Genomic DNA, 25,508 nt, shown 5'->3' on the forward strand with positions numbered 1-25,508 from the left:
TTCGGTGTGCTCATGGCTACAGATAAATCTGAGATAATCGGCCGCTTCGCGCCGTCGCCCACCGGGCCGCTGCACCTGGGCTCGCTCGTTGCCGCGTTGGGGAGTTACCTGGTCGCGAAGAACGCGGGCGGCCAGTGGCTTTTGCGCATGGAGGATCTGGACCTGCCGCGCGTGGTGCCCGGCATCGCCGATGACATGATGGCCACCCTCGAGAAGCTCGGCTTGTACTGGGATGGAGAGGTGTTGTACCAGAGCAGGCGCACCGATCATTACCGGGCCGCTGCGGAAGAGCTGCAACGGCGCGGCCTGGCCTACGCCTGTGGCTGCACCAGGAGTGAGATTGCCCAGATCGCTTCGGCACCCCATGAAGAGGGCCTGGTCTATCCGGGGCTGTGCCGCGAGGGGTTGCCGCCCGAGAAGGTGGAGCGGGCGCTGCGGGTCAAGGTCTATGACGAGGTGATTTCCTTCGATGACGGGATCATGGGACGTTACAGCCAGCACCTTACCGCGTCCTGCGGCGACTTCGTGATTCACCGGGCCGACGGGCCCTACGCCTACCACCTGGCCGTGGTGGTCGACGACGCTGCCTCCGGCGTGAACCAGGTGGTGCGGGGGGCTGATCTGTTGGCCTCGACGCCGCGCCAGATCTATCTGCAGCGCATCTTCGATTTCCCCACGCCTGCCTATTTCCACCTGCCGCTGGTCACCGGCCCCGATGGCGCCAAGCTCAGCAAGCGCGACAACGCGGTTTCCCTTGCCGCCGGTCGCGACCTGGAGCAGGAGGGGGGACGGCTGCTGTTTGCGGCGCTTCGTTTTCTCGGCCAGTCGCCCCTGCCGGAGTTGCAGGGTGCTGCACCGGCGGAAATCCTGGATTGGGGCGTTGCCCACCTTGACATCTCCGCCATTCCGCGCACCCCGGCGCCCTTTCTCTACCCCTGATCGAGGAACGGGGGCGGAGCCTCCGGCACCGTGGCCGGCGGGGCCTTCTCACGTCTTTGCAGTCCGTCGCGGATCTGGTCGCTGATCCGCCCGCTCATCCCCGGTTCCTTGAGCATGTGCCGGACCATGGCGTCGTTCAGCGTCTCGCAACCCGGCAGCAGCAGCGCCGGCAGCAGCAGGAGCATGCGCAGGGTCATCCCTTCTTTCTCCTTTTTTCCACCTCGCGCCATTTTTCCAGTTCCGCCTCGGTCACCGGCTGCCATTGCGGCACCGGCGCGGGATGCCAGTTTTCGTCGACGGCCACCATGGTGAAAACGCCGCTTGCAGCCAGGCGCTTGGCGCCGTCGGTCACGTTCTCCGCTTCCACCACCACCTCCACCTCCATGGAGCTGCGTCCGACGTGGATGATGGTGGCCCGGGAATAGATCACCTCGCCCACGTTGATGGGCGTATGAAAGGTGATGCGCTGGGCGCAGGCGGTGACCACGCGCTTGCGGGAATAACGCCAGCAGACCACGCCGGCGGTCTTGTCCATGATGCTCATGATCACGCCGCCGAAGATGTTGCCGTACGAGTTGGTGTCCTTAGGGAGCAGCGTCTCGATCAGTTCCGCCTTTCTGTTCTCCATGTGCATCTCCTTTTCGACCCATGCCGTCTCTTCTCATGGGAGCAGTATAGCTGATGGTGCGCGATATGATACGACATTTAGCGCATTGGCAGCTGAAATTTTTCGTGTCATTAAAAAAAGTGGTTGACTGGGGAGGGCGGTTTTGCTATAAACAGGATCTCTGTTGAGCGGGAATAACTCAGTGGTAGAGTGCAACCTTGCCAAGGTTGAAGTCGCGGGTTCGAACCCCGTTTCCCGCTCCAATTAATTAACAAAACCCCGGTAGCCTTACAGGCTGCCGGGGTTTTTGCATTGTAGCTGGATCCAGGCTGTACGGAGGCGTGTCATGGAAAAAAACGGTGGCGAGAGGATACTGAGGACCGAAGACGTGACCCGCGTCGTGATGGAGGTGCCCAAGGGGCACCGGCACCTGCGCACCACCCTGCAACTGGGGGATGGCAGCTCCATAACGCTGCAGGAGGCTACCGTGGCAGCCATAGTGCGAGCTTACGTCACGGTCAAGACAGACCCGCTTCGAGACGAGCTGGTGCTTGAAGGGCAAAAGCTAACATCACGCAAGGCAGGATATGCCGAGTGGCAGCTTCTGGATGTCCCGCAGGTAACCAAGGCCTCTGCTTAACGCTGACAATTCTTGCAAGGGCTATTTCCGATAAGCCTTGTCATGCTGAACATGGAGCGAGACAAGAACGATGGTGGGACCTCTTAGGATACAGGTAATGGCGCGAGCACTGCCGGTCACACGGAGCGAGTACAGTTGCTCCCCGGATGCCGGCTCGATCATCCCGTGTAGTTTCTCGAAATTCAGGCCAGTGTGGCTCCATAGTTGTTGAAGAGTTAGAGAGTGCAGCAGGGAGAGCATTTTTGCTGCGGCTTTACGGACCGGCAGCTCGGCGTTCATGACTGCTTCATCGAAGGCTGGACGAATCTCAATCTTCACCAGCCCACCTCTTAGCAATTGCAACAACTTCCTTAGCCGATTTGACTGAAATGGAAGGGCGTGGGTCAGTGAGCGATGCGGCGATGGCTTCCTTAGTTTCGGTTGTCCAGGCCCAGAGTTGATGACGAGGGACTGGCTCGACAGGAATCAAAATGATCCTGCCGTCTTCCAGGATTTGAAGATCGAGCGCATCGCCTGGATTGACACCCACGGTGGGGGGAAGAGTAACGCGCCTTCTGGAATCCGTTTGTATGAGCATAGTAGGCACCTCCTTTGTCTGACTATAGCAACAATGCAACAAATGGGCAATGCCCTTTGAGGGTGTGCTTATGGCATACGTCGCGTTCGGAGCAGCGTAGATATGGACGCTGGCGGTCACCTACTGCCGTTCTTTCATTGGCCGTTTTTTGCGATGTGGGAGAGTTTACGAGGCCTGCTATTTATTGCAACAGCTTGGCGCGACGGGAAGCCCCCGCCGGGAGAGCATGATCGACCGCAGGCGGGCGCTGGGTCCACCTGCGGTCCGAGTGGTGGGTACTACTGCAGGAAGGTCTCCTCGATGAAGTCCGCGACGGCGGCGGGATCGTTCAGGTCCAGCACCGGCACGTCGAGGTCGAGGTCGGCGTCGCTGGCCACCGCGATCAGGGTGGGGTCGTAGGCCTCGCCACGGCAGAGCAGGGTGGTGCTCCTCTCCTGGCGGTTCACCTCGATCTTGGGCATGCCGCTCTTCTTGAACCCTTCGGTGACCACGATGTCCATGTCGGAAAAGTAGGTCTCGATCAGTTCCTCGATGGGGGGGGACTGGGTGTGCTTCTTGACTATGGCGAGCTTCTCGGGCGACGAGATCAGCATGGTGTCGGCGCCGGCCGCGGTGAGCCGGTGGCTGTCCTTGCCGGGGTGATCGATATCGAAACGGTGCGCGTCGTGCTTGATGACCCCCACCTTGTAACCGCGCGCCTTCAGGTGCACGATCACCTTCTCCAGCAGGGTCGTCTTCCCGGTGCCCGATTTTGCCACAAAGGATACTGCCTTTACCGTCATATCGTTCCTCCTGTATTGATAACGTCTTCCGGTGTATTGAGATTGAGGAAGGCGGTGCCTGCCGGGTCGAGATGCGCGATCTCCTCGGGACCTACCTCTTTCACCCTCACCCGCGGATACCAGGCATAGGCGCAGCACTCGCCTCCCTCCAGCAGTTCCCTTATCGGATCCACACATCTGCTGGAGTAAAGCGCGAAGAGCGGCTCATACCCCTGCCTTGTCTTCGGGACCACCGCGTCGAACCCCTCTCTGAGCGAGCAAAGGTGCTGCAGGATCGCCTTGCTGGGGAAGGGGAGGTCGCAGGAAGCCACGAAGATCCACTCGCTGTCCGCACCGGACAAGCCTGTGTAGACCCCACCGAGGGAACTGCCGGGGATGAGGTCGGGGAGCACCTGTAGCGAGTAGTCTGCGAACCGCTCCCCCCGGTCGCCCACCAGCACGACCTTCGGAAAGCACTCCCGGAACAGGTCGAGCACCCGCTCGAAAAGAGGCCTACCCTGCAGTTGCAGGAATGCCTTGTCCCGCCCCATGCGGCGGCTTTTGCCCCCGACCAGGATGACGCCCGTTATGTCGTCCGCCACGAAAACCGCCATCGATGCCGCTCCGGTTCACCCCTTGCTGCCGTCCGCCAAGCCAGCCTCGTTTATACCATAAGTCCCGTTGGCGGTGGCAGAAATTAAAATCCAGCCCCGGTGTTTGCAGTTAATAAATTTATGCTAACCTCTCCCTTGTCCTTGGGCGCGACATACGAAGCATGCCGTCTGGCATGGCCAAGGGCGCGATGGGGGTGACCATGTTTAGGGTACTTCTCGCTGTTTCACTCCTTGCTTTGCTGCCGGGCTGCACGATGAACATGCGGCTCGCGGAAGGCGGCGCATCCTCTTCGCCGCGCCGGGTGATCCGGCTCAAGGTCCAGGCGGACCCCCAGCTCAATCGATACGATAGAAATTCCCACGCACTGCTGCTCTGCCTGTACCAGCTCAAGGAACCGGACGGTTTCCGGCAGTTGGCGCAGAACAGGGAAGGGGTGCCGAAACTGCTGGAATGCGGCCGTTTCGACCCGTCGGTGGTAAATGCGCAGCTCCTGGTCGTCCAGCCGGGACAGGAGCTCAGCCAGAGTTGCGACAAGGGGACTGACGCCCGCTACCTGGGGCTTGCCACTGGCTACTACAGTTTTGGCAAGAGGAAGGTGACGGAATTGCTGGCCATGCCTTCTGGCACCGCCGACAACGGACCGGAGGGGTTGCTGCATCTGGACCTGGGCGCCCAAGAGATCACCAGTGCGAGGGTAGAATGAACACGGCGCTGCGTCCAATCTTTTGGCACCAGGGCATGTTCCTGCAGCCGCAGCATTTCCAGCTTGCCGAGCGCGGTGTGCACTCCCTGCTGACTCCGTACCACAGCCACCTGGTCCCGCATTTTTGGGGCGTGTGCCACGTGGCGGTCGCGACCTGCTCCAGGGGAGTGCCATCCGTCGAAGTCACCAGCGGCGCATTCCTGTTTCCCGACGGCGCTTACGTCGAACTCCCAGGCAACGCGGTTGTAGAATCACGGCTGGTCCAGGAAGGGGTGGTGGGCAAAGGCGCCTTGACGGTGTACCTGGGGCTCAAAAAGTGGCAGGCACGTGGCGAAAACGTGTCGGTCCTGCCGCAGGGGGATGAGGCCGGGAGGGGCAACACCCGGTACGTGACCGGCGTCGAGGGTAGTTCCTGTCCCGACCTGCAGGCAGGCGGGGCCGCGGCGGAAGTCCGGCAACTGGACTACGTGCTGAAGCTTTTCTGGGACAGCGAGCTGGACCGTGCCGGGGATTACCTGTTGCTTCCCCTAACCCGGCTGGAGCTGCGGAGCGAAGAACTCGTCATAGCTCCCGATTTCGTCCCCCCCTCTCTCACCATCGCCGCCGTGCCGTTGCTGAACGACCTGGTGCTGGGGATACGGGACCTGGTCGCGGTGCGCTCCCGTCGGATGGAAAGCTGCAAGAAGCAGCGCGGCATCAAGGCGGCGGAGTTCGGGTCTCAGGACCTGGTTTACCTCCTGGCCCTGAGGACCGTGAGTCGCTACCTTGCCCAGCTCGATCACCTCATTCTCGCCCGGGTCCATCCCTGGCAGCTGTACGGCGTGCTCGCCCAACTCGTGGCGGAACTCTCCTGCTTTTCCGAGTCCATCGTCTGCTCCGCCGAGTCCGCCGTCCGGTCGGCCGATGCCGTCGCCGGCGTAGCCGTCTCCCTTCCCGACTACGACCATCTCGACCTCGGCGGCTGTTTTGCCCGGGCCCACGACCTGATCCTGAAACTCCTGGACCAGGTCTGCACCGGTCCGGAGTACGCCCTCAGGCTCTGCTTCGACGGTAGCTATTATTGTGCAGACCTTACCGCCGCCCACCTCCAGGGCAGAAGCCGCTTCTACCTCGCGATTACTACCGAAGCCGACCCCGCTACTGTGCTTCCCTCCCTTACCAGCCTTGCCAAGCTCGCTACCCGCGAGAGACTTCCGCTCCTGATCGCGCAGGCGTTGCCGGGCATCGCCTTGGAGCACGTGCCCAACCCGCCCCAGGAGCTGCCGCGCCGCGCATCTACCCTGTACTTCTCCATCGACAGCCGCTCCGACCGGTGGGAGCTCGTGCAGAAGTCGCACAACATCGCTCTCTGCTGGGACCAGGCGCCTGACGACCTGGAGGCCGAGCTGATGATCGTCACCAGGGGCTAACCATGAGACTGATCGATTGCTTCATGCCATTGCTGGCCCATGTCGTCGACTTCCGCAACGCGCTGCCGCAGTGCACAGCCGACTATGTCCAGGTGAAAGGGGAGATATGGCAGCTGCTGGCGCAATCGGAAGCGCTGTCGCAGGAAGGCGGCTGCGATCAGGATCAGTTCGACCAGGCCCGCTTCATGGTCTGTGCCTGGGTCGACGAGACCCTGCTCGCCTCACCGTGGGCCGACCGGCAACTGTGGCAGCACGAGCAGCTGCAGCGTCTTTTTTACAGGACTACCGATGCCGGCGTGGAAGCTTTTCAGCGGCTGGAGACCCTTGTCGAGCAGCAGGAGGTGCATGAGGTCTATTGCACCTGCCTCGCCCTGGGGTTCAGGGGGCGCTACATCGGTGAGCAGGGGGCGTATCTGCTGGAACAGTTGAAGGCCGCGCATCTGAAACGGTTTCTTGGCGCGGCGGACGCTGTCCCCGCCCTGGAAGGCCTTGCGCTCTTTCCCCAGTCCCTGCCGGATCTGCCGGCCGGGGAAGTCCCGACCAGCCATACCGCTTTTGCCCTGACCCCGTTGTCTGCGGTCCTGATAGCGGCGCCGGTCATCATCTTTGCCCTCATGTACCTCGTGTTCCGGTACGTCCTGAACGGTCTGGCCCTTCCGAACCTCTAGCGGAGGAGGTGCGTCGTGCAGAAGTACACCGTGCTCACCTACTGCAAATATCTGCTCTTCGGCGCGGCCCTGCTTCCCATCACGGTGGTCGCTTTCGTGATGATCCCGCTCCTTACCTGGCCGTGGCGTATCGGCATCTTCCTTCCCTTCATCGTGCTGCTGTTGTGGGGCACGCTGGGATGGCTCAAAAAGCGCGTGCAGCGTGCGCAGCAGGGCAAATCGCAGCCGGTGCCGCAGGAACCTGCACCAACCCAGCCGGCACATTCCGCGGGTGTTGAATTGATTCAGCCCGACCAGTCCCAGCTCGAATCGGCGCGGCAGGACCGGATTATCGCTCTGCAGCAGAACGTTCGCGCCGCCGTGAGCACGCTCAAGAGTTCCCATCTCAAGCAGGAAGGGGATCCCCTGCAGGTACTTCCCTGGTACTTGTTGCTGGGTGCCGGCGGTTCGGGCAAGACCAGCGCGGTGCACGGCGCCCGGCTGCTGTCGCCGTTTTCCGAGCGGCCGGAGCACGAGGCGACTGCGAACTGTTCCTGGCACTTCTATGATCAAGGCATCGTCATCGACACGGCGGGGCGTTACGCACTGCCGGTCAACCGGGGCAGTGATCACGAGGAATGGCTGACCTTTCTGTCGTTGCTGAAAAAGTACCGAAGGACCGAGCTGATTAACGGCGTCATCGTCACGGTGGCGGCAGACCGGCTGATGGCGGGAGACACGGCCGAACTCGAGGAAGAAGGACGGCAGTTGCGTTGCCGCATCGAGGAAATGATCCGCCACCTGGGCGTCACCTTCCCGGTGTACCTGCTCATCACCAAGTGCGACCTGGTAAGCGGCATGAGCGAGTTCTGCTGCGCACTTCCTCTTGGAACTCTGGACCAGCCCGTGGGCATCTTGAACCGGGAGCTTGATGGCGATGCGCCGCGCTTGCTGGAGCGGTTCTGCGACTTGGTGGACGGGAGGATGCGGATGCTGCGCCTTTTGCTGCTGCACCACGCGACACCTGCGCCTGCCAACGCCCGCCTGCTGCTCTTCCCGGATCAATTGCGGGCGCTGCGCCCCGGGCTCGAGCTCTTCATGCCTGCCGCCTTCGGGAAGAACCACTACCAGGAAACCCCGCTGTTGCGCGGCATCTACCTTTGCAGCGCACTACCGGTCAGAACCGTCTCCCACCATCTTCCCGGCGATACCCAGCACGTCACCGCCGCTCATGCGCCGTTTCTCCACGATCTTTTCGAGAAGGTACTGCCTCGGGACCGTGCGCTTTGGAGCCCCAGCGCCCGCGTTCTCAAATGGCGGCGCCTCTCGGACAACCTGGCCCTGGTCTGCTGGCTGCTGATCGGCATCTCCCTATGCGCCATGCTCACCGGTGCCTTCGTCAAGAACATCGGCGTATTGCGGCAGGCCTCTTTCGCGGCGGCCGGCACGCCGCAGTTGCAGGGCGATACCGCAGCCGATCTTGCCGCGTTGGAAGCCATGCGCCGGGCCATCGCGGAGGTGGAACAGAAGAATCGGAACTGGTGGCTGCCGCGCTTCGGCCTGAGCCGCAGCAACGAAGTGGAGCAGGCGCTCAAGGCACGTTACTGCCAGGAATACCGAAAGCACCTGTTGGCGCCTTTCGATGCGGAGATGGCGGGGGCCTTGGAAGCGCTTTCTCCAGCACTGCCCGACTCAGCTTTCGGAGGTTTGGTGCTGCACCTGAGCCGGCGCTGCAACCTCCTGAAAGGGAGGCTCGCCGGCGAGGACGAAACCGGCCTCGCCTCCCGGCCGGTCCCGGAGTACCGGGTGCTGGCAGCACCGGCGCAGGGGTGGTCCGACCCCGTCGCCGGCAACCTTTACCTCGCCTACGTCTCCTGGCTTGCCGATCCCGGCCGGGTGTCGGAGGAGTTGCAACGGCTGCAGCAGCTGCTCAAGCGCCTGGTGTTGTTGAAAGGGGCGGACTTCAGCTGGGTATTGGGGTACGTGGACCGGGAGCAAACCGCGGCGCCCATTTCCCTGCAGGATTTTTGGGGAGGATCGAGGACACTCCAGGGTGAGCCGTCCCTGCCTGCCTGTTTCACCCGCAACGGAAGAGAGCGCATTACCGCAGTGCTCGGCGAGCTCAGCGCTGCCTACCCGGAGCGCGACGTCCTGGAGCGGGCGCGGGCGGAGTTCTGGAGCGGTTACCGTGAGGCGGCCTTCAAGGCCTGGCAGAGCTTCGCGGCACAACTCCCCATCGGTGCCCTTCGGCTGCTGGCACCCAAGGAGTGGCAGAATGCGGCCGCCGCCATGGCGGGTGAGCAGGGGCCTTACTTCAGCTTCATGCGACGCGCCATGATCGAACTGCAGCCTTTCGATCCCGCCGAGCCCCTGCCGGTCTGGGTTGCCGGGCTGTACCGCTTCCAGGCGCTCAAGGGCGCCGGCCCCGCCGGGGTGGCATCTTCACTCTCTGGGCAGGCAAGCCGGGTCGCCGGATCGATCGGACGGCTGGGGGGGAAGAAGGGAAACCTCCCCGGCGACGAACAAGGCACCAACCTGGCCAGGGAGTACCTAAACGCCGTGGCGCAGATCGCCCCGGTGGCGAAATCGAGGGCGCTGGCGCACCGGATGGCGTTGCAGGCCTTCAGGGATCCGGCTGAGGCCGGCAAGTCCCCGCTGTTCCAGGCTGCCGAGGCGGCCCAGCGGCTGAACCAGCTCCTCGTGCAGGGGCAGGGGGATGAAACCTTCGCCCGCCTCATCTACGGTCCCATTACTTTCTACGGCACCTACATCCGCATGGAAACGGCCTGCGCCCTTCAGGCCCAGTGGGAGCAGACGGTGCTGAAAGAGGTGCAGGGGAACAGGGACCCCCAGAGCCTGCAGTACCTCTTGGGCAAGGACGGGCCGGTCTGGAAGTACGTCGGCGACTACGTGAACCCCTTTATCGGCTGGAGCCCCGCACGCGGCTATTTCCCCAAGTCCGCCCTGGGTGGCTCGATCCCATTCAAGCCCGAGTTCTACTCGTTCCTGGCGCAGGGGGGCAAGGCCAAGCTTGCCGCCGCAGTCGGCGCACCCAAGCCGGTCTACCAGGTCACCATCAAGGGGCTGCCGACCGACGCCAACGCCGAGGCCCGGGTCAAGCCCCAGGGGACGCGGCTGGAGCTGCATTGCGCCACCGGGGTGCAGTCCATGGTCAACATGAACTACCCGGTGAGCAGACCGTTTGTCTACATGCCCGAGGCCTGCAGCGACGTGGTGCTGCAGATCGAGGTCGGCGACACCACGCTTACCAGGAAATATCCCGGCAGCCGCGGGTTCACAGAATTCCTGCGCGATTTCCCTGCCGGGCGGCATACCTTTTACCCCCGCAACTTCCCGCAGGAAAAAGAGGCGTTGCAACGGTTGGGGGTGCGCTTCATCAAGGTGAACTACCAGCTCTTCGGCGCCGGGGACCTGGCGACACAACCGGCAGAGCCGCTTCCCGCACGGGTACCGGTGAAGATCGCCGAGTGCTGGGACTAGGGGGACGCCATGACCAGGGATCTTTGCGTCGACAAGCTGTTGCTGCCCATCTCTTCGGAAAGCCCTGCCGGCAGCGACCTGCGCTACACCACCGTCTATGAGGAGATCATGGAAGCCCGCCGCTGCGAGGACGCTGTCGCCATGGGGGACTGGCAGCACGATGTGAAACAACCCAACTGGGACAAGGCCATCTCCCTGGCGACCTCAGCCCTCGGCGAGAAGAGCAAGGACCTGCAGATAGCGGCGTGGCTTGCCGAAGCTCTCACGGTCACCGAAGGCTTTGCCGGACTGGCGCTGGGGCTGGAACTGATGACGGGGCTTGCCGAGCGGTTTTGGGAAACGGTGTATCCGCAGACCGAGGAGGGCGACTTCGAATACCGCGCCACCCCCTTTCAGTTCCTGGACGCGAAGGTCGCCTCGCAGGTGAGGCTGATCCCGCTGACCGACCCGGAACTCACTTCGGGGTTCTGCTGGCTGCACTGGCGGCAATCCCGGGAAGTGGGGTTCGAGGCGGATGTGAAGAACCGCTATGGCGAGATCGACGACGACAAGAAGAGTCGGCGCGAGCAGTTGCTGGCGGAGTCGGCCGTAAGCGCCGAGGAATTCGATGCTGCGGTGGCACGCTCAGGCGCACGCTATGCCGCGGCGCTCCGGCATGGCGTCGCCAACTGCAGCCTCAGCGTGCAGCGGCTGGTAACGGTACTCGAGGCGAAGTTCCCGTCCGCAGCACCGAGTCTTGCCGAGCTTGATTCTGCCATCGACGGCTGCAGCACGCTCGTCGACATGCTCTACCGCGGCGAGGCAGGAAATGCAGCATGCGCACCAGTGGCAGGAGGACCGGACGGGGCACCCGCTGGTGATCTGGATCACCTGCAAGGCGAGAGGGCCGGCTTTCACCCGGCGCCGGATCTCCACGCCGCCGCTGCAGCCGTTTCAGCAGTGTCCGGGGGGGAGTTGCCTGAGCACTCCCTGTGGCGCGAAGCGCTGGCCATGGTCGGGGCGGGGCGGCTGCAGGAGGCCTTGGCCATGCTGCTTTCTGCAGGCAATGCCGCTGATTCGCTACGGGAACGCAACCGGGTCCGGCTCCTGATGGCAAAGCTCTGCCTGGAAGCGGGCAGGTCAGATCTGGCCCGACCGATCATGGAGGAGTTGCACGGCGTTATCGAGGATCTGCATCTGGAGCGCTGGGAGTCCCCGCTTTGGGTCGCCGAAGTGCTGGTCGCGTATTACCGGTGTCTGCAGGAGGGCGTTCCCCGCGATAGCGACCTCGATCTTGCTCACACGCTGTTCAAGCGCATCTGTTTGCTCGACGTCACCAAGGCGATGCCGTACCCCCAGTAGGGACCGGCAGAAGGAGAGACCATGTCCATTTCGGAAAGTCTGCAACACAAGCTGGAGCGGGTGAGGGCGCCCCGGGTCCGCATCACCTATGACGTCGAGGTCGACGGAGGCGTGGAGGTGAAAGAGATTCCTTTCGTGGTGGGGGTACTGGCCGATCTGTCGGGCACTCCGGAGACCCCACCGCCGAAACTCAGGGAAAGGAAGTTCGTGGAAATCGACCGGGACAGTTTCAATCGCGTCATGGAAGCCATAAGACCGCGGCTCGCCTTCCGGGTCGGCAACTCGCTGTGCGGTGATGGTTCCCAGCTCGGCGTACAACTGCGCTTTACCACGCTGGAGGACTTCCATCCCGAGCGCGTGGCGCAGCAGGTGGAGCCGCTGAGAAAACTGGTCGAGGCGCGGGGACGACTCTCGGATCTGCTGAACCGGCTGGACGGCAACGACCGGCTGGATGAACTGCTGCAGGACCTCTTGGCTGGTGGCGACGCACTCAAGGCGATCTGTCACCGCACAGACGGCGGTGACGGAAACGGCGGCGACAGCGCCTGAAAAGGAGGGAGGCATGGAAGAACTCACGAGAGAGAACGAGGTGCGGTTCGCCGAGCAGCAGCCTGGCAACCAATTACTCGACCTGATCGTCACCGAAGGGCGCCTGGCTCGCTGCGAAGACCAAAAGCCGTACGCCAGGGAAATGCTGGTCGAACTGGTGCAGCAGGTGCTGACAGGTGAGATGGTTCCGGGGGGCGACATCGAACGCATGATCCACGCAAGGATCGCCGTTATCGATCGTCTGATCAGCGACCAGGTCAACCTGATCATTCATCATCCGGAGTTCCAGAAGCTGGAGGCATCCTGGCGCGGGCTCTCCTACCTGGTGCACCGGGCGGAGACCGGCAGCGATTTGAAGATCCGCGTGCTCAACGCCTCCAAGCAGGAAGTCACCAAGGACATGGAGAAAGCGGCCGAGTTCGACCAGTCCGCGCTCTTCAAGAAGGTGTACGAGGAGGAGTTCGGCACTTTCGGGGGCGCCTCCTACGGCTGCCTCGTGGGCGACTACGAGTTCGGCAACACGCCTCAGGACCTGGCGCTGCTGACGCGGATGTCGGAAGTTGCCGCAGCGGCCCACGCTCCGCTGATCACCTCCGCTGCATCGACCCTGTTCGGGGTGGACAGTTTCGCCGGGCTGGACGGGCCGAGGGATCTTGCCAAGATCTTCCAGGGAGCCGACTACGCCCGGTGGCGCTCCTTCCGCATGTCGGAGGATGCCAAGTACGTAGCACTTTGCCTGCCGCACGTGCTGGTGCGGCTGCCGTACGGGCCTGACAGCGAACCGGCCGAGTCGTTCCAATTCGAGGAGGACGTCTCCGGTTGCGACCACGGGAAATACCTCTGGGGCAACGCCGCTTACTGTCTTGCCGGACGCATAACCGACGCTTTTTCGAGGCACGGCTGGACCGCAGCCATCCGCGGCGTCGAAGGGGGAGGGGCGGTCACCGATCTCCCCATCCACAGCTTCGACACCGGCGAAGGGGAACTGGCGGCCAAGTGCCCGACCGAGATCGCCATCACCGACCGGCGCGAGAAGGAACTCGCCGATCTTGGTTTCGTACCGCTGGTGCACTGCAAGGGGACCGACATGGCCGCCTTCTTCAGCGTCCAGAGTGCACACAAGCCCAAGATCTACGATACCGATGCCGCCAACGCCAACGCGAGGCTCTCGGGGCAGCTGCAGTACATCCTCTCCGTGTCACGCTTTGCCCATTACCTCAAGGCCATGATGCGGGACAAGATCGGCAGCTTCGGGACCAGGAAGAACGTGGAGGATTATCTGAACCGGTGGATCAGTCGCTATGTCCTGCTGGATGACGATGCGGGGCAGGAGATGAAGGCCCGCTTCCCGCTGAGGGAGGCACGCATCGAGGTGTTTGACCAGCCGGGTCGGCCGGGGTGCTACCGGGCCGTAGCCTTCTTGAAGCCGCACTACCAGTTGGATGAACTCACCATATCGTTGAGGCTCGTTGCCAACCTGCCGTCGCCCAAGACGAGCTGACCCAGGTTGAGATCACCACGAAAGGGAGGACGCCATGGCCTTCGATGCATTCCTGAAGATAGAAGGGATCCCGGGAGAGAGCAGCGACGACAAGCACAGGGACTGGATCGAGGTCCTCTCCTACAACTTCTCCGTCACCCAGCCCACCTCCGGCACCGCCAGCAGCGCGGGAGGCGCCTCCGCTGAACGCGCGAGTTTCTCCGACTTCAGCGTCGTCAAGGTGCTGGACAAGGCAAGCCCCAAACTCTTCGAAGCCTGCGCCACCGGGCGGCACATCCCCAGCGTCACCCTGGAGATCTGCCGGGCCGGCGGGGATAAGTTGAAATACATGGAATATAAGCTCTCCAACGTCATCATCAGCCTGAACCGCCCCGGCGGCAGCGCCCATGGCGGCGAGGCGATCCCCGTCGAGGAGATCGCCTTCAACTACGGCAAGATCGAACTCGCCTACACCCAGCAAAACCGCGCCGACGGCTCCGGCGGCGGGCAGGTTGCTGCCGGGTGGAACCTGGAGACCAACAAGAAGGTGTGATGCAAACTGGGCGGGAGGGCGCATGCGATATCAGCCGGAACCGAGACAATCCCTACTGGAGAGGCTTACCGACCGTGAGCCGGAATCTCCTGCTGAAACCGTCCGCTCCTCGCGCAGCAGCCTCAAGTCGCTGATCGACTCGGTGCTGCGCGACCTGGAGAACCTTTTCAATACCAGATCCTTCCCTATTTTGAAACCGACCAGGGGACTGCCGCTCAGGGGACTGGCTCCGCAGGTGCCAGCCCCCCTCCCTTCATATCTGCAGCACTCCATTCTCAGTTACGGCAGCCGCGATTTCAGCCTCGAAAACCCGCGCTCACACCGGGTGCAGCAGGCCATACGCCTGGAAATCATCAGGCTCCTCGACTGTTTCGAGCCGCGACTGAAGGACGTGACGGTGTCTCTAGGGCCGACTCAGGGAGAGCGGGCTCTCAGCTTCCGGATCGAGGCTGTGCTGCAAGTCGAGCCGGTAGCCCTCCCGACCGCTTTTGACACCCACTTCGACATCAATAGTGGCGCTTATACCATCCTCTCGTGATCGACTATGCCCGATGACATCCTTCACTACTTCGAAAAAGAGCTCAGCTACCTGCGCGACACGGGGAGCAGTTTCGCCAGGAAGTATCCCAAGGTGGCGGGGCGGCTCCTGCTTGAGCCCGGCAAGTGCGAGGACCCGCACACCGAGCGCCTTATCGAGGCATTCGCTTTCCTCTGCGCGCGCATACAGCGCAAGATCGACGACGGCCTGCCGGAGATCACCCAGTCGCTCTTGCAGGTGCTCTATCCGCAGCTGACCGCTCCGATCCCGTCCTGCTCCGTGGTGAAGTTCGCGCCTTTGTTCAGGAACCTGCCGGAGGGGGGCTACCAGATCGCCGGGGGGACGCCTCTTTTCTCCAAGCCGGTTGACGGCATGTCCTGTCAATTCAGGACTGCCTATCCTGTCACGCTCTGGCCCGTCGAGGTCATGGATGCGTCGCTCGAGGCGCCGGTAAAGTTGGTTAAAGGCGCACAGCAGGCGGTGCGGGTTCGCTTGTCGCTGCACAGTGCCTCCGGCTTTCCAGGCGACACACTGCGGTTTTATCTGAACGGGCAGCCCCAGCATGTTTTCCCGCTGCACCAGTTGCTGCTGAATCACGTTTGCTCTGTCGAGTGCGTGCCGGCCGGTGCATCGGCCGCTGATTCCCTGCAACTGCCAAGCGATCGCCTGCGGCCCGTCGGCTATGCTGCAGATGAGGGGCTTCTGCCATACCCCGAACAATCTTTCCCGGGGTATCGGCTGCTCCTCGAGTATTTCGCCTTTCCGCACAAGTTCCTTTTCATCGATCTCAGTGGCTTCTCCGTGGTGTGGAAAGGTGCGGCTTTCGGTCATTCCGTCGACCTGATCTTTTACCTCGACACCGTAGCGCCGGACTCTTTAGTGGTTGGGGGAGAAACCTTCTGCCTCTATGCGACCCCCGTGGTCAACGTTTTCCAAAAGATAGCGGAGCCGATCAGGCAAAACCACGGCAAGAGCGAGTACAGGGTCATTCCCGACCTGAGGCGTGAGGGCGGATTGGAGGTGCTCAGTATCGATGAAGTCACGGCGAGCGACGCTGCATCCCCCGGTGAGATAAAGCGTTACCACCCGGTCTTATCAGGGAACAGTGTGGACGATTGTGCAGGCTTGTGGCAGATGCAGCGGCGGCCGGCATCGCGCCTGCACGACGCCGGCACGGACGTTTATCTTTCCGTCTGCCAGCCTGCTGAAGCTGCCACTGTTGCCAGTGAAGAAACGCTTCTGGTCCGCGTGACCTGCTCTAACCGCGACCTCCCTGCAAGACTTCCTTTAGGTGATCCTGCCGGAGATTTCGACACGGAATCTGCCGCGCCGCTCGCAGCCATCAACTGTCTTCTCAATCCGACGCCCTCTCTACGTCCGTTCCTCGATGGGGAGCAGCAGCGCCGTCTTATCTCTCATCTCTCCCTGAACTACATCTCTCTTGTCGAAGGAGGCGCCGGAGCGCTGAGGCAACTCCTGTCCCTGTATGACTTTGCCTCGTCCTCTATCACGCGGCACCAGGTAAGCGGCATCTTCTCTGTGAGATCGCGAGCCGTCACCAGAAGAATAGGAGCAGGTTTTTGCCGCGGATTGGAAGTGACGGTTGTCTTTGATGAGGAGAAGTACGTCGGCAGCGGCGTGTACCTGTTCGCGTCGGTGCTGGAGAGGTTCCTGGGGCAGTATGTATCAGTCAACTCATTCGTGCAGCTCGTGGCCATGAGAGCCAGCGACGACACCATCATCAATCGGTGGCCTCCCCGGACCGGCGATAGGGTGCTGCTGTGAAACGGGCGGAAAGTCTGCTGCAAAACTGCCGGGCGTTCTTTAAGGCCGTCCGTTGCCTGGAAAAGGCGCTTTCAGCCGGCACGGAGATCGGAGCGGCTTTGTCGCCAGCCCGGGAAAGGATCCGGTTCACAGCGAGAAAAGGTCGTGCTTTCCCGGCAGCTGATATCAGCGAGATCACCTACGGTGAAGACGGAGCCGCACAGGTCGAAGTCGCTTTTATGGGCCTGGTCGGTCCATCCGGCGTGCTGCCGCATTGGTATCACGAACTGGTACTGGAGCGGGAGAAGAGCGGCGACCACGCCATGGGCGATTTCTACGACCTTTTTCACCACCGCCTGATTTCGATTTTTTACCGTGCCTGGAAGCGCAACGCGCTTCTGCCACAGAAGAAAAGCGACAACAGCGATCTCTTCTCCAACCATCTCTTCAGCTTTCTTGGACTCGCGACCGAGGGACTGCGGGAAAAGCTTGCGGTAACGGAAGCGGCACTGCTGCACTTCTGCGGGCAGGCGAGCCGCCAGGTGGCGTCGGCTAGCACGATTGCCCAGGTCGTTCAACATGTGCTTGGCGTGGATGCCGAGATCGAACAGTTCGTGCCCCGCACGGTTTACCTTGAGCCGGCGGACTTGACCATGCTAGGCCAAAACAATTGTCTGCTTGGCGTTGACACAGTCTGTGGCAGCCAGACCTGTGACGTTCAATCAACCTTCCGGCTCTCTCTGGGCCCCATGGGTTACCAGCAATTCATCGAACTGTCACCGGGGCGTGGACTGGAACATCTGGTGTCACTGGTCAGGTTCCTTGCGGGACCGGAATACGAGTTCGAGATTGGGCTCATTTTGAGAAGAGATGAAGTCCCCGGGTGCAGGCTCGGCGAGGCAACTCCCGATGCACCAAGGCTGGGCCGTTCCACCTGGCTCAAAGCGCCAGACTCCGTTCTTGATGCGGATCCGTACGTGACTGTCGCGGGGTAGGTGCGAAGGTAAAATGCTCCCCTTGTGAAAAGTGAGGTGTCCGCATGGCGTTCACACAGCATGACAGGATCCTTTCTCTAACCACCTCGCTTGGCGAGGACGCTCTGCTATTGACCGAGCTCAGCGGCGAGGAGGGCATCTCACGCAGCTTCAGTTTTGAGCTGTCTATGCAGTCTGAGCGCACCAGTATTCCTTTCCACTCCCTGCTCGGCAGTAATGCCACAGTTGCCATTACACTCGCAAACGGCAACAAGAGGTACCTGAACGGGATCATTTCCAGCTTCACCCAAGGCAGATCGGGTGGCGAGGAGGGTGAAGGTCACCGCTTCTCCTTTTACAGGTGTACCCTTGTTCCCTGGTTCTGGACCCTCAGCAAATGTGCCGACATAAGGATCTTCCAGAACCGCTCAACACCGGAGATAGTCGAGCAGGTATTCAAGGAACTTGGCTTCTCTTGGTACTGCTTCTATCTGCGCGGGAGTTACGACAAGAGAGAGTTCTGTGTCCAGTACCGGGAAACAGCCTTCAACTTCGTCTGCCGCCTTCTCGAGGAAGAAGGGCTCTTTTATTTCTTCCGCCACGAAGACGGCAAACACACCATGATCATCGCGGATTCTCCTGATGCAAACATCCCTTGTCCGTTTCAGCCGTTTGCTTCTTCACGTCCTAGCGCGACGGGCACCAGGACCGAAGACGTGATCACATCTCTGGAAATCACCCGGTATATACATCCTGCAAAATACTCATTGAGCGACTACAACTTCACCGTTCCCAAAGCCAACTTGAAATCTGAAGCTCCCGGCGCAGTCCAGACACACGCGGCGCAATGCGAACTGTACGACGCTCCTGGGTGCTACGGCAGCAGAGGCGCAGGCGACAGGCTGGCAAGGATCCGGATGGAGGAAGAAGAAACTACGGCCACCGTCCTCATTGGCACTAGCGACTGTCGTGCCTTTGCCAGCGGCTATCGCTTCAAGCTCAGAGATCACTGCAGCCCCGAACTGGATGGTAAGGAGTTTCTCCTGGTGTCCGTGAAGCATGATGCCATGGAAGCATACGCTACCGATTCCATCTCCAGTTACCACAACAGTTTCGAGTGCATTCCTCATCACACACCGTACCGCCCGTCACGTCTGACACCGAAGCCGGTGGTGCAGGGAACCCAGACGGCCGTGGTGGTGGGTCCGCCAGGAGAGGAGATCCACACCGACCAGTACGGGCGGGTTAAAGTCAAATTTCACTGGGATCGTGCGGGGAAAGCCGATGACAGCAGTTCCTGCTGGATCAGGGTAAGCCAGCCCCTTGCCGGCAACGGCTGGGGAGCGATGTTTCTCCCGCGTGTCGGTCATGAGGTAGTGGTCGATTTCCTCGAAGGCGATCCCGACTACCCCGTCATCATCGGTCAACTCCACAACGGAGTGAACCTGCCGCCGTACCAGTTGCCTGCGGCAAAGACAGTGACTTGCATAAAGTCCTGTTCCACCCCCGGTGGGCAAGGGCACAATGAGCTTTGCTTCGATGACAAGAAGGGGGCGGAGCAGTTGTGCATTCATGCGCAGCGGGAGCAGGTGAACAGGGTGAATCAAGACTCCCTGGAGTGGGTGGGGCAGGATCGCCACCTCATGATCAACCGTGACCGGCTCGAGAAGGTGTCTCGTGATCAGCACCTTCAAGTGGCTGGAGATTGTAACCAGGGCATTGGTGGGGACCTTGCCATAACAGTCGGTGGCGATCTCCAACTGAAGGTGGCAACAAAGTACGCCCTGCAGGCGGGGGAGGCGTTCCACATAAAGGCTGCCAAAAGCGTAGTGGTTGAGTCATTGACACAGGTCTCTTTGCAGGTCGGCGGCAGCTTCATTACCGTCACTCCCGCCGGAGTCTTCATAGTCGGCGGCTCGGTGCAGATCAATGAAGGTGGCACCCCCGGAGTTTGCACCGACGCGTCTCCTGAACAGCCTAAGCCACCCAAAGAAGCGGGCAGGGCCAACATGGCCACTGCAGAATAGTCCCGGGTACCTTGGTGTCGACTGCAGCGCAGAAACGATGAGAGCACACCAGGGACAGCGAGAAAGTTCTTCCTAAACGACAACGTGCTGCGCGAGGACAGAATGGCCGTCGCGCAACCACACGAGAGGGTGGGGGAGGTGCCATGGAAATCCGGATGGAGCAGATGAACGAGGTGGCGCGCGCGGAGTTTATCGAAAGGCTGGACGCGGCGTTGATGCGCGACCTCAGCGACTACTACAAAATCGGGCGGGACCAGCGCCGCGAATTCCTGGCGGCCGCGGTAGAGCTGGCGGAAAACAAAGGGTTCAAGTCGGAGCAGGGCATGGCGTCCTACGTCCTGGCCCTGTGGTATCTGGACATCGATTTCGAGGAGAAGAGCACCGCCCTGGAGACTCTCCTGGCTTCTCCTCTGCCTGAAGTGCGCCGCGTTCATGCTTTGAACCAGTGGGTTGAGTCGTTTTTGGGCGACCCGGACAACATAGCAGCCGCGGACGAAGCTTTGAGAAAATCACTGCAACTCACCGAACCCTGGGGCAACTGACATAACGGGTTCACGCCCCGGCCCCTGGTGGAACAGAGGTCGGGGCGACTTGCACTCAGACCTCGAACTTTTTAGGGCTGCTGTCACAACATTTCCCACCCAAAAAACTTCGCACAATTTAGCTGTTGACATATCACGGGATCTTCTTTATAAAACTGATAACAGTTTTCATTATCGCTGTTGCGGTCGGTTTGTAAGAAATAATTTAAAGATCGCGTAAGGCTTTGAGAGTCGGCGGCAACCGCTGACAGGAGTTGGGGAGGGGACATGATCAGTGCTGTTGGAGTGAAAGAGGATTTGTCAGCGTTAAACGGCACCGATGCAGCGTCTTCAAGCCGCATGACGAGGGCTGCCTGGCAGGACTTTGCCGGACTTTATCCGACTGACGAACAATGCCTGGCTTCATTCCTGGCGCTGGAACTTGCCGAGGTGCTGCAGGGCGCCAAGCCCGCCAACCTGGTCTGTCTTGCTAACAAGCGCCGCTCCTGCGGTCGCAACCTCTATCTCCTCTGGAAAGAATACGGCGCCGGTCTCCTCGAACAGAGTGGGCTCAAGGTGCGGGTGCTCGACGACCGCGGCACTTCCATCCTGCTCCTGCTCTACTCGCAGGAGGCTCTCGGGGGGCTGCTCGCCCAGAAAAGCGTGCGTGTCATCCTGGGCAAATCCGGCTATGACAGCGTCGAGGATTTCGACGCGGTCCTGGACCAACTGGAAGCGCGCGTGACGGGGCAAGGCTTTCCGCATGAGATCGGAGTGTTCCTCGGCTACCCGCTCAAAGACGTGATCGGTTTCATGGGGTGGGTGCCGCTTGCCTTCACCTGCCAGGGGCCATGGAAAATCTTTGGCAAACCTGATCAGAGCCTGCGCCTTGCGGAATGCCACCGCGAGTGCCGCAGCCGTATGTCGCAGCGACTGGCTTCGGGATGCAACCCGCTCGACTGCCTGAGAAACTGCATCGGCACAGTCGCTGATTCGTACCAGCAGCAAGGCACCCTTTTGGGGCAGTATGGTGAAAGTGAATATCAAAACCGCGGCTTGGGCGCCCGGAGGAGGGCAACATGTGCATAGCTCTTATCGGCGGAATGGATCGCTTGGGAAAACACTACCAGGAGGAGGCGGAACGCGCTGGAGTGAAACTTCAGTTTTTCAGCACCTCGGAAACCAACATAGCAGCCAAACTGAGAAAGGCCGACGCTATGGTGATCTTCACCAACAAGGTTTCGCACCGCGTGAAGATCGAGGCCATGCAGGTGGCAAAGGCGAATAACATCCCGGTGCTGATGGAACACGCCTGCGGCATCTGCACCTTCAGGAACTGCCTGGAATGCTTGGCACACAACTGTCACTAGGCTTGGTGTCGTAAATTGGACTTCATATTGAACCGCATCTGTGGTAGGTGTAGCCGTGCTCGACATCAACATGATACGGCAGGATCTGCATGACAGATGTGACTGACGCGACATCCCGCAGGCTGGCGGTGATCGGGGCTCTTCTGCTCCCTTTCACCGCCGTTTGCGTTCTCTATCTCGACATTCCGGTTGCCACCTTTGTCAGGGAATACCTTTATGCCAACCGGCATTGGCTCCGGGCCACTTCCGATCTCCCCGACCTGCTGCTTGGCGTGGTGATCGCCGCCACCGCCGTCTCCTGCTTCTTCTACCTGTTCCGCTCCGAAAAGGGGATCCTAGACCGCGCCACACTTCTGGCCAAAGAGACAGTGTGGCTCGCACCCGCCTCCTATCTTGTCAAGGCGCTGCTGAAGATCGCTTTCGGCCGGTGCAACACGCGGTACTGGCTGATGGAGCCCGGAGCCTACGGGTTTAACTGGTTCCAGATGAAAGAGCACTGCGACGGGTTCCCGTCCGGCCACATGCTGGTCATCGTCGCCCTGTTGGCTGCCCTGTGGCGCTTCTATCCGGAAAGCCGCCCTTACGGCATCCTGCTCTCGGTCCTGCTCGGCATCGCCCTGATCGCCACCAACTATCACTTTTTGAGCGATGTCGTCGTCGGCGGCTACCTCGCCGTTGTGCTCGAAGTCATGGTCGCCCGCCTCCTTTTCTGCCGCCACCGCAGCACATCTGACTGAGCAGCGTCATATCCCGTAGGGCCGCATCCAGAGAGGCTTTGATTCCGGTTTTTTCCCTTGCATCGCAGGGCAAAATCCCTTATATTTCAACAGCACATTGAAGATAGCAGAAACGCTTAAACCAACGATACGTAGCAGATGAGCGGGGGATTGCCGCCGCGATCAGATAACGCATGGAAAGGGTTTAGCCGCCGACGGTTAAGCCCTTTTTGTTTGAGCATAAAAAGGTCAGGGAGGCCCAATGGAAAGAAGAGCTTTAACTGCAGGAGACATGGTCGATTCGCAATGCACGCGTTGCAAGGCACTGCTGAACCACACCATCGTGGCGATGGTGGCGGGGCAGGTGGTGCGGGTAAAATGCAACACCTGCGGCAGCGAGCACAACCATCGTCCCGCGAAAGAACCAAAGGCCGCCACCGCGAAGGGAGCAAAGGCTGAAAAAGCTGTAAAGGCACCGCGTACCAGGGCCGCCAAGGCCCCGGCGGTATCCGACGAGGCCATCTGGGAGGAGATGATCCAGCCGCTCGACCCGGATCTCGCGGTTCCCTACAGCATGGAAGGGAAGTACAAGGCCAACACGCTGATCAACCATCCTACCTTCGGGACCGGTGTCGTGGCGTCGTGCCAGGCCGGCAAGGTCGAGGTCGTTTTCAAGAGCGGTCGCAAGCTTCTGAGAAGCGCCTGCTAAAGGCGCTTGAGCAGAGAAACAGAGAAGGGGCTGTCGGATTCATTCCGGCAGCCCCTTTTTATTTAAAAGCCAAACCTTTGGCCACGGAGAAAATCTGAGGAAATCTGAGAAAGACAAAACCTTTTTTGGGTTTTCTCCGAAGTTCTCAGATTTTCTCCGTGGCCAATGGTTTTGATTATTTCTTAATCCTGAACCCGGCCCTCTCCCACCCGGAGAGGTCGTTGACAGGCTTTTGCTCCTTCGCTTTCGGCTGCTGCTTCGGCGCCGCGCTCTTCTGCGCCTGCTCCGGCATCGCCTGCTTGATGGAGAGCGAGATCCGCTTGGTCTGCGGGTCCGCCGACAGCACCTTGACCTTGACGATCTCGCCGACCTTGACCGCTTCGTTGGGATCCTTGCAGTAGCGGTGCGACAACTGGCTTACGTGTACCAGTCCGTCCTGGTGCACGCCGATGTCGACGAAGGCGCCGAAGGCCGCCACGTTGGTGACCACCCCCTGCAGGATCATCCCCTCCTTCAAATCGGTGATGGTGACCACGTCGTCGCGGAAGGCCGCAGTCTGAAACTGCTCGCGCGGGTCGCGTCCCGGTTTTTTCAGTTCGGCCAGAATGTCCCTCAGGGTGGGAAGACCGATGCTGTCCGTGACGTAACGCTCCAGCTTGATCCCTGCGGAAAGGGCGGGGTCGGAGGCGAGCTGCGCCACGGTGACGCTGAGATCGGCCGCCATGGTTTCCACCACCGCGTAGTTCTCCGGGTGCACTGCCGTGTTGTCCAGCGGGTTTTCTCCGCCGCGGATGCGCAGGAAGCCGGCCGCCTGCTCGAAGGCCTTCGGGCCGAACCGGGGCACCTTCAAGAGCGCCTGCCTGGTCGGGAAGGCGCCGTTCTCGTCGCGGAACTTCACGATGGCGCGCCCCTGGCTCTCGGAGAGACCGGCGACGTAGGAGAGGAGCGCCCAGGAGGCGCTGTTCAAGTCGACCCCGACGTAGTTGACGCAGGACTCGACAACGGCGTCCAGCGCCTTTTTCAACAGCGACTGGTTCACGTCGTGCTGGTACTGTCCCACCCCGATGCTCTTGGGATCGATCTTGACCAGTTCCGCCAGCGGGTCCTGCAGCCTGCGCCCGATGGAGATGGCGCCGCGGATGGTGAGGTCGAGTTCGGGGAACTCCTCGCGGGCGATCTCCGAGGCCGAGTATACCGAGGCGCCCGCCTCGTTCACCATGACCGTCTCGGCCTTGACGCCTGCGCTGCGCAGCGCCTCGCGCACGAACACTTCGGTCTCGCGACCGCCGGTGCCGTTACCGATGGCGATCAGGCGCAGGTCGTGGCGCTCCACGAGCCGCACCAGTTCGGCTCCGGCACTGTCCGCTTTGGGGCCGCCGGTGTGCGGGTAAATGGTGGTCTGCTCCAGGAAGCGCCCCGTCTCGCTGATGGCGGCGAGCTTGCACCCGGTCCGCAGTCCCGGGTCGACACCCAGCACGCGTCTCCCCCCTGCCGGAGGAAGCAGCAGCAGGTTCCGCAGGTTCTGCGCGAAGACCGCGATGGCGGCCTCGTCGGCCTTGGTCTTCGCCTCCAGCCTCAGCTCCACCTCGATGGACGGCGCGATGAGCCGCTTGTAGGCATCGACGGCGACGGCTTCCAGCACTCCCTTGAAAATGCTCTCCCTCTTGATCAGCCCGCCCTTCAGCCGGGCCACGATCTCCTCTTCCGGCGCCAGCAGGGTGAGGCGCAGCACCTCCTCCTTCTCGCCGCGCCTCATCGCCAGCATCCGGTGCGACGGTATCGATTTGAGAGGCTCCTGGTACTCGTAGTACATCTTGAACTTGCCTTCCCGGTCGGCGCCTTCGCCCAACAGCTGCGAGGAGAATATCCCCTGCTCACGGGTAAGATCGCGCACCATGGCGCGCCGGTCGGCATCCTCGGCAAGCTGCTCCGCCAGGATATGCGACGCTCCCTCGAGTGCGGCGGCCGCGTCCGGTACTCCCAACTCCTCGCTGATGAACGGCGCCGCGGCATCCGCGGCGGATCCCTGCGTGAGTTCCTGGGCCAGGACCAGTTGGGCGAGCGGCTCCAGGCCGCGCTCGCGCGCGATGGTCGCCTTGGTGCGGCGCTTGGGCTTGTAGGGGAGGTAGAGGTCTTCTAGTTCGGTCTTCTTGCGGCAGGTCGTGATGCGCGCCGAAAGCTCCGGGGTCAGTTTCCCCTGCTCCTCGATGCTCTTCAGCACGGTCGCCTTGCGCTCGGCCAGTTCGCGATGGTAGTTGAGCAGGTCCTCAATCTCGCGGATCTGCACCTCGTCCAACTCGCCGGTCTGCTCCTTGCGGTAGCGCGCGATGAAGGGGACGGTGCCCCCCTCGTTCAAAAGCGCCACCGTGGCGAGCACTCCGCCTCGCGGCAGGCCGCTTTCTTCTACAACTATTTCCAGTAATTGCGGTGTGTCTGTTGCGTGCATGTCCAAAGGATCTCCTCAAAAAACTAATACCGCCGTCCCCGAAGGAGGGGACTGGCTCCGCCAGGTGCCTGTCCCCTTAGTCGCTTGAGGACGCTGGCTGAGCTGAAAGGTGCGTTCCGCT

26 protein-coding genes and 1 tRNA gene are annotated in these 25,508 nt (G+C 61.4%); 20 read left to right on the forward strand and 7 right to left on the reverse strand.

What is annotated here, in order from left to right:
- Nucleotides 1–12 precede the first annotated feature (12 nt).
- Nucleotides 13–939 carry a tRNA glutamyl-Q(34) synthetase GluQRS gene (gene gluQRS / locus JFN91_RS10690; RefSeq protein ID WP_199389189.1) on the forward strand — a complete coding sequence of 309 codons (927 nt, stop codon included), beginning with the start codon at nt 13–15 and terminating at the stop codon, nt 937–939.
- Here gluQRS and JFN91_RS10695 read toward each other — a convergent pair.
- Both JFN91_RS10695 and JFN91_RS10700 read right to left on the reverse strand, forming a co-directional pair.
- The gene (locus JFN91_RS10695) at nt 930–1,136 is read right to left on the reverse strand and encodes a hypothetical protein (protein WP_199389190.1); all 207 of its coding nucleotides are present in this window, start codon (nt 1,134–1,136) and stop codon (nt 930–932) included. The genes gluQRS and JFN91_RS10695 overlap by 10 nt on opposite strands.
- The gene (locus JFN91_RS10700) at nt 1,133–1,567 is read right to left on the reverse strand and encodes an acyl-CoA thioesterase (RefSeq protein WP_199389191.1); all 435 of its coding nucleotides are present in this window, start codon (nt 1,565–1,567) and stop codon (nt 1,133–1,135) included. The genes JFN91_RS10695 and JFN91_RS10700 overlap by 4 nt, the downstream gene beginning before the upstream one ends.
- Before the next feature lie 167 nt (nt 1,568–1,734).
- On the opposite strand from JFN91_RS10700, the gene JFN91_RS10705 reads away from it, so the two are divergent.
- Together JFN91_RS10705 and JFN91_RS10710 are read left to right on the forward strand one after the other, a co-directional pair.
- Nucleotides 1,735–1,809 (forward strand) — tRNA-Gly (locus JFN91_RS10705).
- 83 nt (nt 1,810–1,892) lie between these two features.
- Nucleotides 1,893–2,186 carry a hypothetical protein gene (locus tag JFN91_RS10710; protein WP_199389192.1) on the forward strand — a complete coding sequence of 98 codons (294 nt, stop codon included), beginning with the start codon at nt 1,893–1,895 and terminating at the stop codon, nt 2,184–2,186.
- Nucleotides 2,187–2,207: 21 nt separating this feature from the next.
- Here JFN91_RS10710 and JFN91_RS10715 read toward each other — a convergent pair whose 3' ends face one another.
- The 4 genes from JFN91_RS10715 to mobA all read right to left on the reverse strand — a co-directional run bounded on the left by JFN91_RS10715 (nt 2,208) and on the right by mobA (nt 4,138).
- Entirely contained in the window at nt 2,208–2,504 is a 297-nt protein-coding gene (locus JFN91_RS10715) for a hypothetical protein (protein WP_199389193.1), read from the reverse strand.
- The gene (locus tag JFN91_RS10720; protein WP_199389194.1) at nt 2,494–2,763 is read right to left on the reverse strand and encodes an AbrB/MazE/SpoVT family DNA-binding domain-containing protein; all 270 of its coding nucleotides are present in this window, start codon (nt 2,761–2,763) and stop codon (nt 2,494–2,496) included. The genes JFN91_RS10715 and JFN91_RS10720 overlap by 11 nt, the downstream gene beginning before the upstream one ends.
- A 278-nt stretch (nt 2,764–3,041) precedes the next feature.
- Nucleotides 3,042–3,545, reverse strand: a complete 504-nt coding sequence (gene mobB / locus JFN91_RS10725) for a molybdopterin-guanine dinucleotide biosynthesis protein B (protein WP_183348040.1) — start codon at nt 3,543–3,545, stop codon at nt 3,042–3,044.
- Nucleotides 3,542–4,138 (reverse strand): molybdenum cofactor guanylyltransferase, encoded by a 597-nt coding sequence (mobA, locus tag JFN91_RS10730; protein WP_199389195.1) that lies wholly within the window; start codon nt 4,136–4,138, stop codon nt 3,542–3,544. The genes mobB and mobA overlap by 4 nt, the downstream gene beginning before the upstream one ends.
- A 200-nt stretch (nt 4,139–4,338) precedes the next feature.
- Between mobA and JFN91_RS10735 the strand changes: the two genes are divergently transcribed.
- The 17 genes from JFN91_RS10735 (at nt 4,339) to JFN91_RS10815 (ending at nt 22,941) form a co-directional block, all read left to right on the forward strand.
- The gene (locus JFN91_RS10735; protein WP_199389196.1) at nt 4,339–4,842 is read left to right on the forward strand and encodes a type VI secretion lipoprotein TssJ; all 504 of its coding nucleotides are present in this window, start codon (nt 4,339–4,341) and stop codon (nt 4,840–4,842) included.
- On the forward strand, nt 4,839–6,251 hold the full coding sequence (gene tssK, locus JFN91_RS10740; RefSeq protein WP_199389197.1) for a type VI secretion system baseplate subunit TssK: 1,413 nt from the start codon (nt 4,839–4,841) through the stop codon (nt 6,249–6,251). The genes JFN91_RS10735 and tssK overlap by 4 nt, the downstream gene beginning before the upstream one ends.
- Nucleotides 6,252–6,253: 2 nt before the next feature.
- Nucleotides 6,254–6,919 carry a DotU family type IV/VI secretion system protein gene (locus tag JFN91_RS10745; RefSeq protein WP_199389198.1) on the forward strand — a complete coding sequence of 222 codons (666 nt, stop codon included), beginning with the start codon at nt 6,254–6,256 and terminating at the stop codon, nt 6,917–6,919.
- Between the two features lie 15 nt (nt 6,920–6,934).
- On the forward strand, nt 6,935–10,399 hold the full coding sequence (locus JFN91_RS10750; protein ID WP_328746716.1) for a type VI secretion protein IcmF/TssM N-terminal domain-containing protein: 3,465 nt from the start codon (nt 6,935–6,937) through the stop codon (nt 10,397–10,399).
- 9 nt (nt 10,400–10,408) lie between these two features.
- A complete protein-coding gene (gene tssA, locus JFN91_RS10755; protein ID WP_199389199.1) occupies nt 10,409–11,740 on the forward strand; it encodes a type VI secretion system protein TssA in 1,332 nt (443 codons plus the stop codon).
- Nucleotides 11,741–11,761: 21 nt separating this feature from the next.
- Nucleotides 11,762–12,289: a type VI secretion system contractile sheath small subunit gene (gene tssB, locus JFN91_RS10760; protein WP_199389200.1), complete on the forward strand. Its 528-nt coding sequence runs from the start codon at nt 11,762–11,764 to the stop codon at nt 12,287–12,289.
- Between the two features lie 13 nt (nt 12,290–12,302).
- Nucleotides 12,303–13,790 (forward strand): type VI secretion system contractile sheath large subunit, encoded by a 1,488-nt coding sequence (gene tssC, locus JFN91_RS10765; protein WP_199389201.1) that lies wholly within the window; start codon nt 12,303–12,305, stop codon nt 13,788–13,790.
- A gap of 34 nt (nt 13,791–13,824) precedes the next feature.
- On the forward strand, nt 13,825–14,322 hold the full coding sequence (locus JFN91_RS10770; RefSeq protein WP_183348072.1) for an Hcp family type VI secretion system effector: 498 nt from the start codon (nt 13,825–13,827) through the stop codon (nt 14,320–14,322).
- A gap of 22 nt (nt 14,323–14,344) precedes the next feature.
- The gene (gene tssE, locus JFN91_RS10775) at nt 14,345–14,860 is read left to right on the forward strand and encodes a type VI secretion system baseplate subunit TssE (protein ID WP_199389202.1); all 516 of its coding nucleotides are present in this window, start codon (nt 14,345–14,347) and stop codon (nt 14,858–14,860) included.
- A gap of 6 nt (nt 14,861–14,866) precedes the next feature.
- Nucleotides 14,867–16,645 carry a type VI secretion system baseplate subunit TssF gene (gene tssF, locus JFN91_RS10780; protein WP_199389203.1) on the forward strand — a complete coding sequence of 593 codons (1,779 nt, stop codon included), beginning with the start codon at nt 14,867–14,869 and terminating at the stop codon, nt 16,643–16,645.
- Nucleotides 16,642–17,619 (forward strand): type VI secretion system baseplate subunit TssG, encoded by a 978-nt coding sequence (gene tssG, locus JFN91_RS10785; RefSeq protein ID WP_199389204.1) that lies wholly within the window; start codon nt 16,642–16,644, stop codon nt 17,617–17,619. The genes tssF and tssG overlap by 4 nt, the downstream gene beginning before the upstream one ends.
- 44 nt (nt 17,620–17,663) lie before the next feature.
- On the forward strand, nt 17,664–19,625 hold the full coding sequence (locus JFN91_RS10790; protein WP_199389205.1) for a type VI secretion system Vgr family protein: 1,962 nt from the start codon (nt 17,664–17,666) through the stop codon (nt 19,623–19,625).
- Between the two features lie 143 nt (nt 19,626–19,768).
- Nucleotides 19,769–20,167 carry a hypothetical protein gene (locus JFN91_RS10795; protein ID WP_199389206.1) on the forward strand — a complete coding sequence of 133 codons (399 nt, stop codon included), beginning with the start codon at nt 19,769–19,771 and terminating at the stop codon, nt 20,165–20,167.
- Between the two features lie 267 nt (nt 20,168–20,434).
- Nucleotides 20,435–21,235, forward strand: coding sequence for a DUF3793 family protein (locus JFN91_RS10800; protein ID WP_199389207.1), 801 nt, complete (start codon nt 20,435–20,437; stop codon nt 21,233–21,235).
- Complete coding sequence (locus JFN91_RS10805) at nt 21,226–21,516, forward strand: DUF2325 domain-containing protein (RefSeq protein WP_199389208.1); 291 nt, start codon at nt 21,226–21,228, stop codon at nt 21,514–21,516. The genes JFN91_RS10800 and JFN91_RS10805 overlap by 10 nt, the downstream gene beginning before the upstream one ends.
- Nucleotides 21,517–21,605: 89 nt before the next feature.
- Nucleotides 21,606–22,253 carry a phosphatase PAP2 family protein gene (locus tag JFN91_RS10810; RefSeq protein WP_199389209.1) on the forward strand — a complete coding sequence of 216 codons (648 nt, stop codon included), beginning with the start codon at nt 21,606–21,608 and terminating at the stop codon, nt 22,251–22,253.
- Nucleotides 22,254–22,494: 241 nt separating this feature from the next.
- Nucleotides 22,495–22,941: a hypothetical protein gene (locus JFN91_RS10815; RefSeq protein ID WP_199389210.1), complete on the forward strand. Its 447-nt coding sequence runs from the start codon at nt 22,495–22,497 to the stop codon at nt 22,939–22,941.
- Between the two features lie 175 nt (nt 22,942–23,116).
- Here JFN91_RS10815 and JFN91_RS10820 read toward each other — a convergent pair whose 3' ends face one another.
- Nucleotides 23,117–25,387, reverse strand: coding sequence for a Tex family protein (locus tag JFN91_RS10820; RefSeq protein WP_199389211.1), 2,271 nt, complete (start codon nt 25,385–25,387; stop codon nt 23,117–23,119).
- Nucleotides 25,388–25,508 lie beyond the last annotated feature (121 nt).

This window comes from Geomonas anaerohicana, assembly GCF_016458305.1.
Taxonomy (GTDB): domain Bacteria; phylum Desulfobacterota; class Desulfuromonadia; order Geobacterales; family Geobacteraceae; genus Geomonas; species Geomonas anaerohicana.

What these genes read in the sequence shown, in the direction of transcription:
- JFN91_RS10700 (WP_199389191.1), bottom strand. Translation starts at nt 1,567, where the DNA reads ATGGAGAACAGAAAGGCGGAACTGATCGAGACGCTGCTCCCTAAGGAC.
- JFN91_RS10735 (WP_199389196.1), top strand. Translation starts at nt 4,339, where the DNA reads ATGTTTAGGGTACTTCTCGCTGTTTCACTCCTTGCTTTGCTGCCGGGC.
- JFN91_RS10820 (WP_199389211.1), bottom strand. Translation starts at nt 25,387, where the DNA reads ATGCACGCAACAGACACACCGCAATTACTGGAAATAGTTGTAGAAGAA.
- JFN91_RS10720 (WP_199389194.1), bottom strand. Translation starts at nt 2,763, where the DNA reads ATGCTCATACAAACGGATTCCAGAAGGCGCGTTACTCTTCCCCCCACC.
- tssC (WP_199389201.1), top strand. Translation starts at nt 12,303, where the DNA reads ATGGAAGAACTCACGAGAGAGAACGAGGTGCGGTTCGCCGAGCAGCAG.
- mobA (WP_199389195.1), bottom strand. Translation starts at nt 4,138, where the DNA reads ATGGCGGTTTTCGTGGCGGACGACATAACGGGCGTCATCCTGGTCGGG.
- JFN91_RS10795 (WP_199389206.1), top strand. Translation starts at nt 19,769, where the DNA reads ATGGAAATCCGGATGGAGCAGATGAACGAGGTGGCGCGCGCGGAGTTT.
- gluQRS (WP_199389189.1), top strand. Translation starts at nt 13, where the DNA reads ATGGCTACAGATAAATCTGAGATAATCGGCCGCTTCGCGCCGTCGCCC.
- tssF (WP_199389203.1), top strand. Translation starts at nt 14,867, where the DNA reads ATGCCCGATGACATCCTTCACTACTTCGAAAAAGAGCTCAGCTACCTG.
- tssB (WP_199389200.1), top strand. Translation starts at nt 11,762, where the DNA reads ATGTCCATTTCGGAAAGTCTGCAACACAAGCTGGAGCGGGTGAGGGCG.
- JFN91_RS10805 (WP_199389208.1), top strand. Translation starts at nt 21,226, where the DNA reads ATGTGCATAGCTCTTATCGGCGGAATGGATCGCTTGGGAAAACACTAC.
- JFN91_RS10695 (WP_199389190.1), bottom strand. Translation starts at nt 1,136, where the DNA reads ATGACCCTGCGCATGCTCCTGCTGCTGCCGGCGCTGCTGCTGCCGGGT.
- JFN91_RS10810 (WP_199389209.1), top strand. Translation starts at nt 21,606, where the DNA reads ATGACAGATGTGACTGACGCGACATCCCGCAGGCTGGCGGTGATCGGG.
- tssK (WP_199389197.1), top strand. Translation starts at nt 4,839, where the DNA reads ATGAACACGGCGCTGCGTCCAATCTTTTGGCACCAGGGCATGTTCCTG.
- JFN91_RS10790 (WP_199389205.1), top strand. Translation starts at nt 17,664, where the DNA reads ATGGCGTTCACACAGCATGACAGGATCCTTTCTCTAACCACCTCGCTT.
- JFN91_RS10710 (WP_199389192.1), top strand. Translation starts at nt 1,893, where the DNA reads ATGGAAAAAAACGGTGGCGAGAGGATACTGAGGACCGAAGACGTGACC.
- JFN91_RS10745 (WP_199389198.1), top strand. Translation starts at nt 6,254, where the DNA reads ATGAGACTGATCGATTGCTTCATGCCATTGCTGGCCCATGTCGTCGAC.
- mobB (WP_183348040.1), bottom strand. Translation starts at nt 3,545, where the DNA reads ATGACGGTAAAGGCAGTATCCTTTGTGGCAAAATCGGGCACCGGGAAG.
- tssE (WP_199389202.1), top strand. Translation starts at nt 14,345, where the DNA reads ATGCGATATCAGCCGGAACCGAGACAATCCCTACTGGAGAGGCTTACC.
- JFN91_RS10800 (WP_199389207.1), top strand. Translation starts at nt 20,435, where the DNA reads ATGATCAGTGCTGTTGGAGTGAAAGAGGATTTGTCAGCGTTAAACGGC.
- tssA (WP_199389199.1), top strand. Translation starts at nt 10,409, where the DNA reads ATGACCAGGGATCTTTGCGTCGACAAGCTGTTGCTGCCCATCTCTTCG.
- JFN91_RS10815 (WP_199389210.1), top strand. Translation starts at nt 22,495, where the DNA reads ATGGAAAGAAGAGCTTTAACTGCAGGAGACATGGTCGATTCGCAATGC.
- JFN91_RS10770 (WP_183348072.1), top strand. Translation starts at nt 13,825, where the DNA reads ATGGCCTTCGATGCATTCCTGAAGATAGAAGGGATCCCGGGAGAGAGC.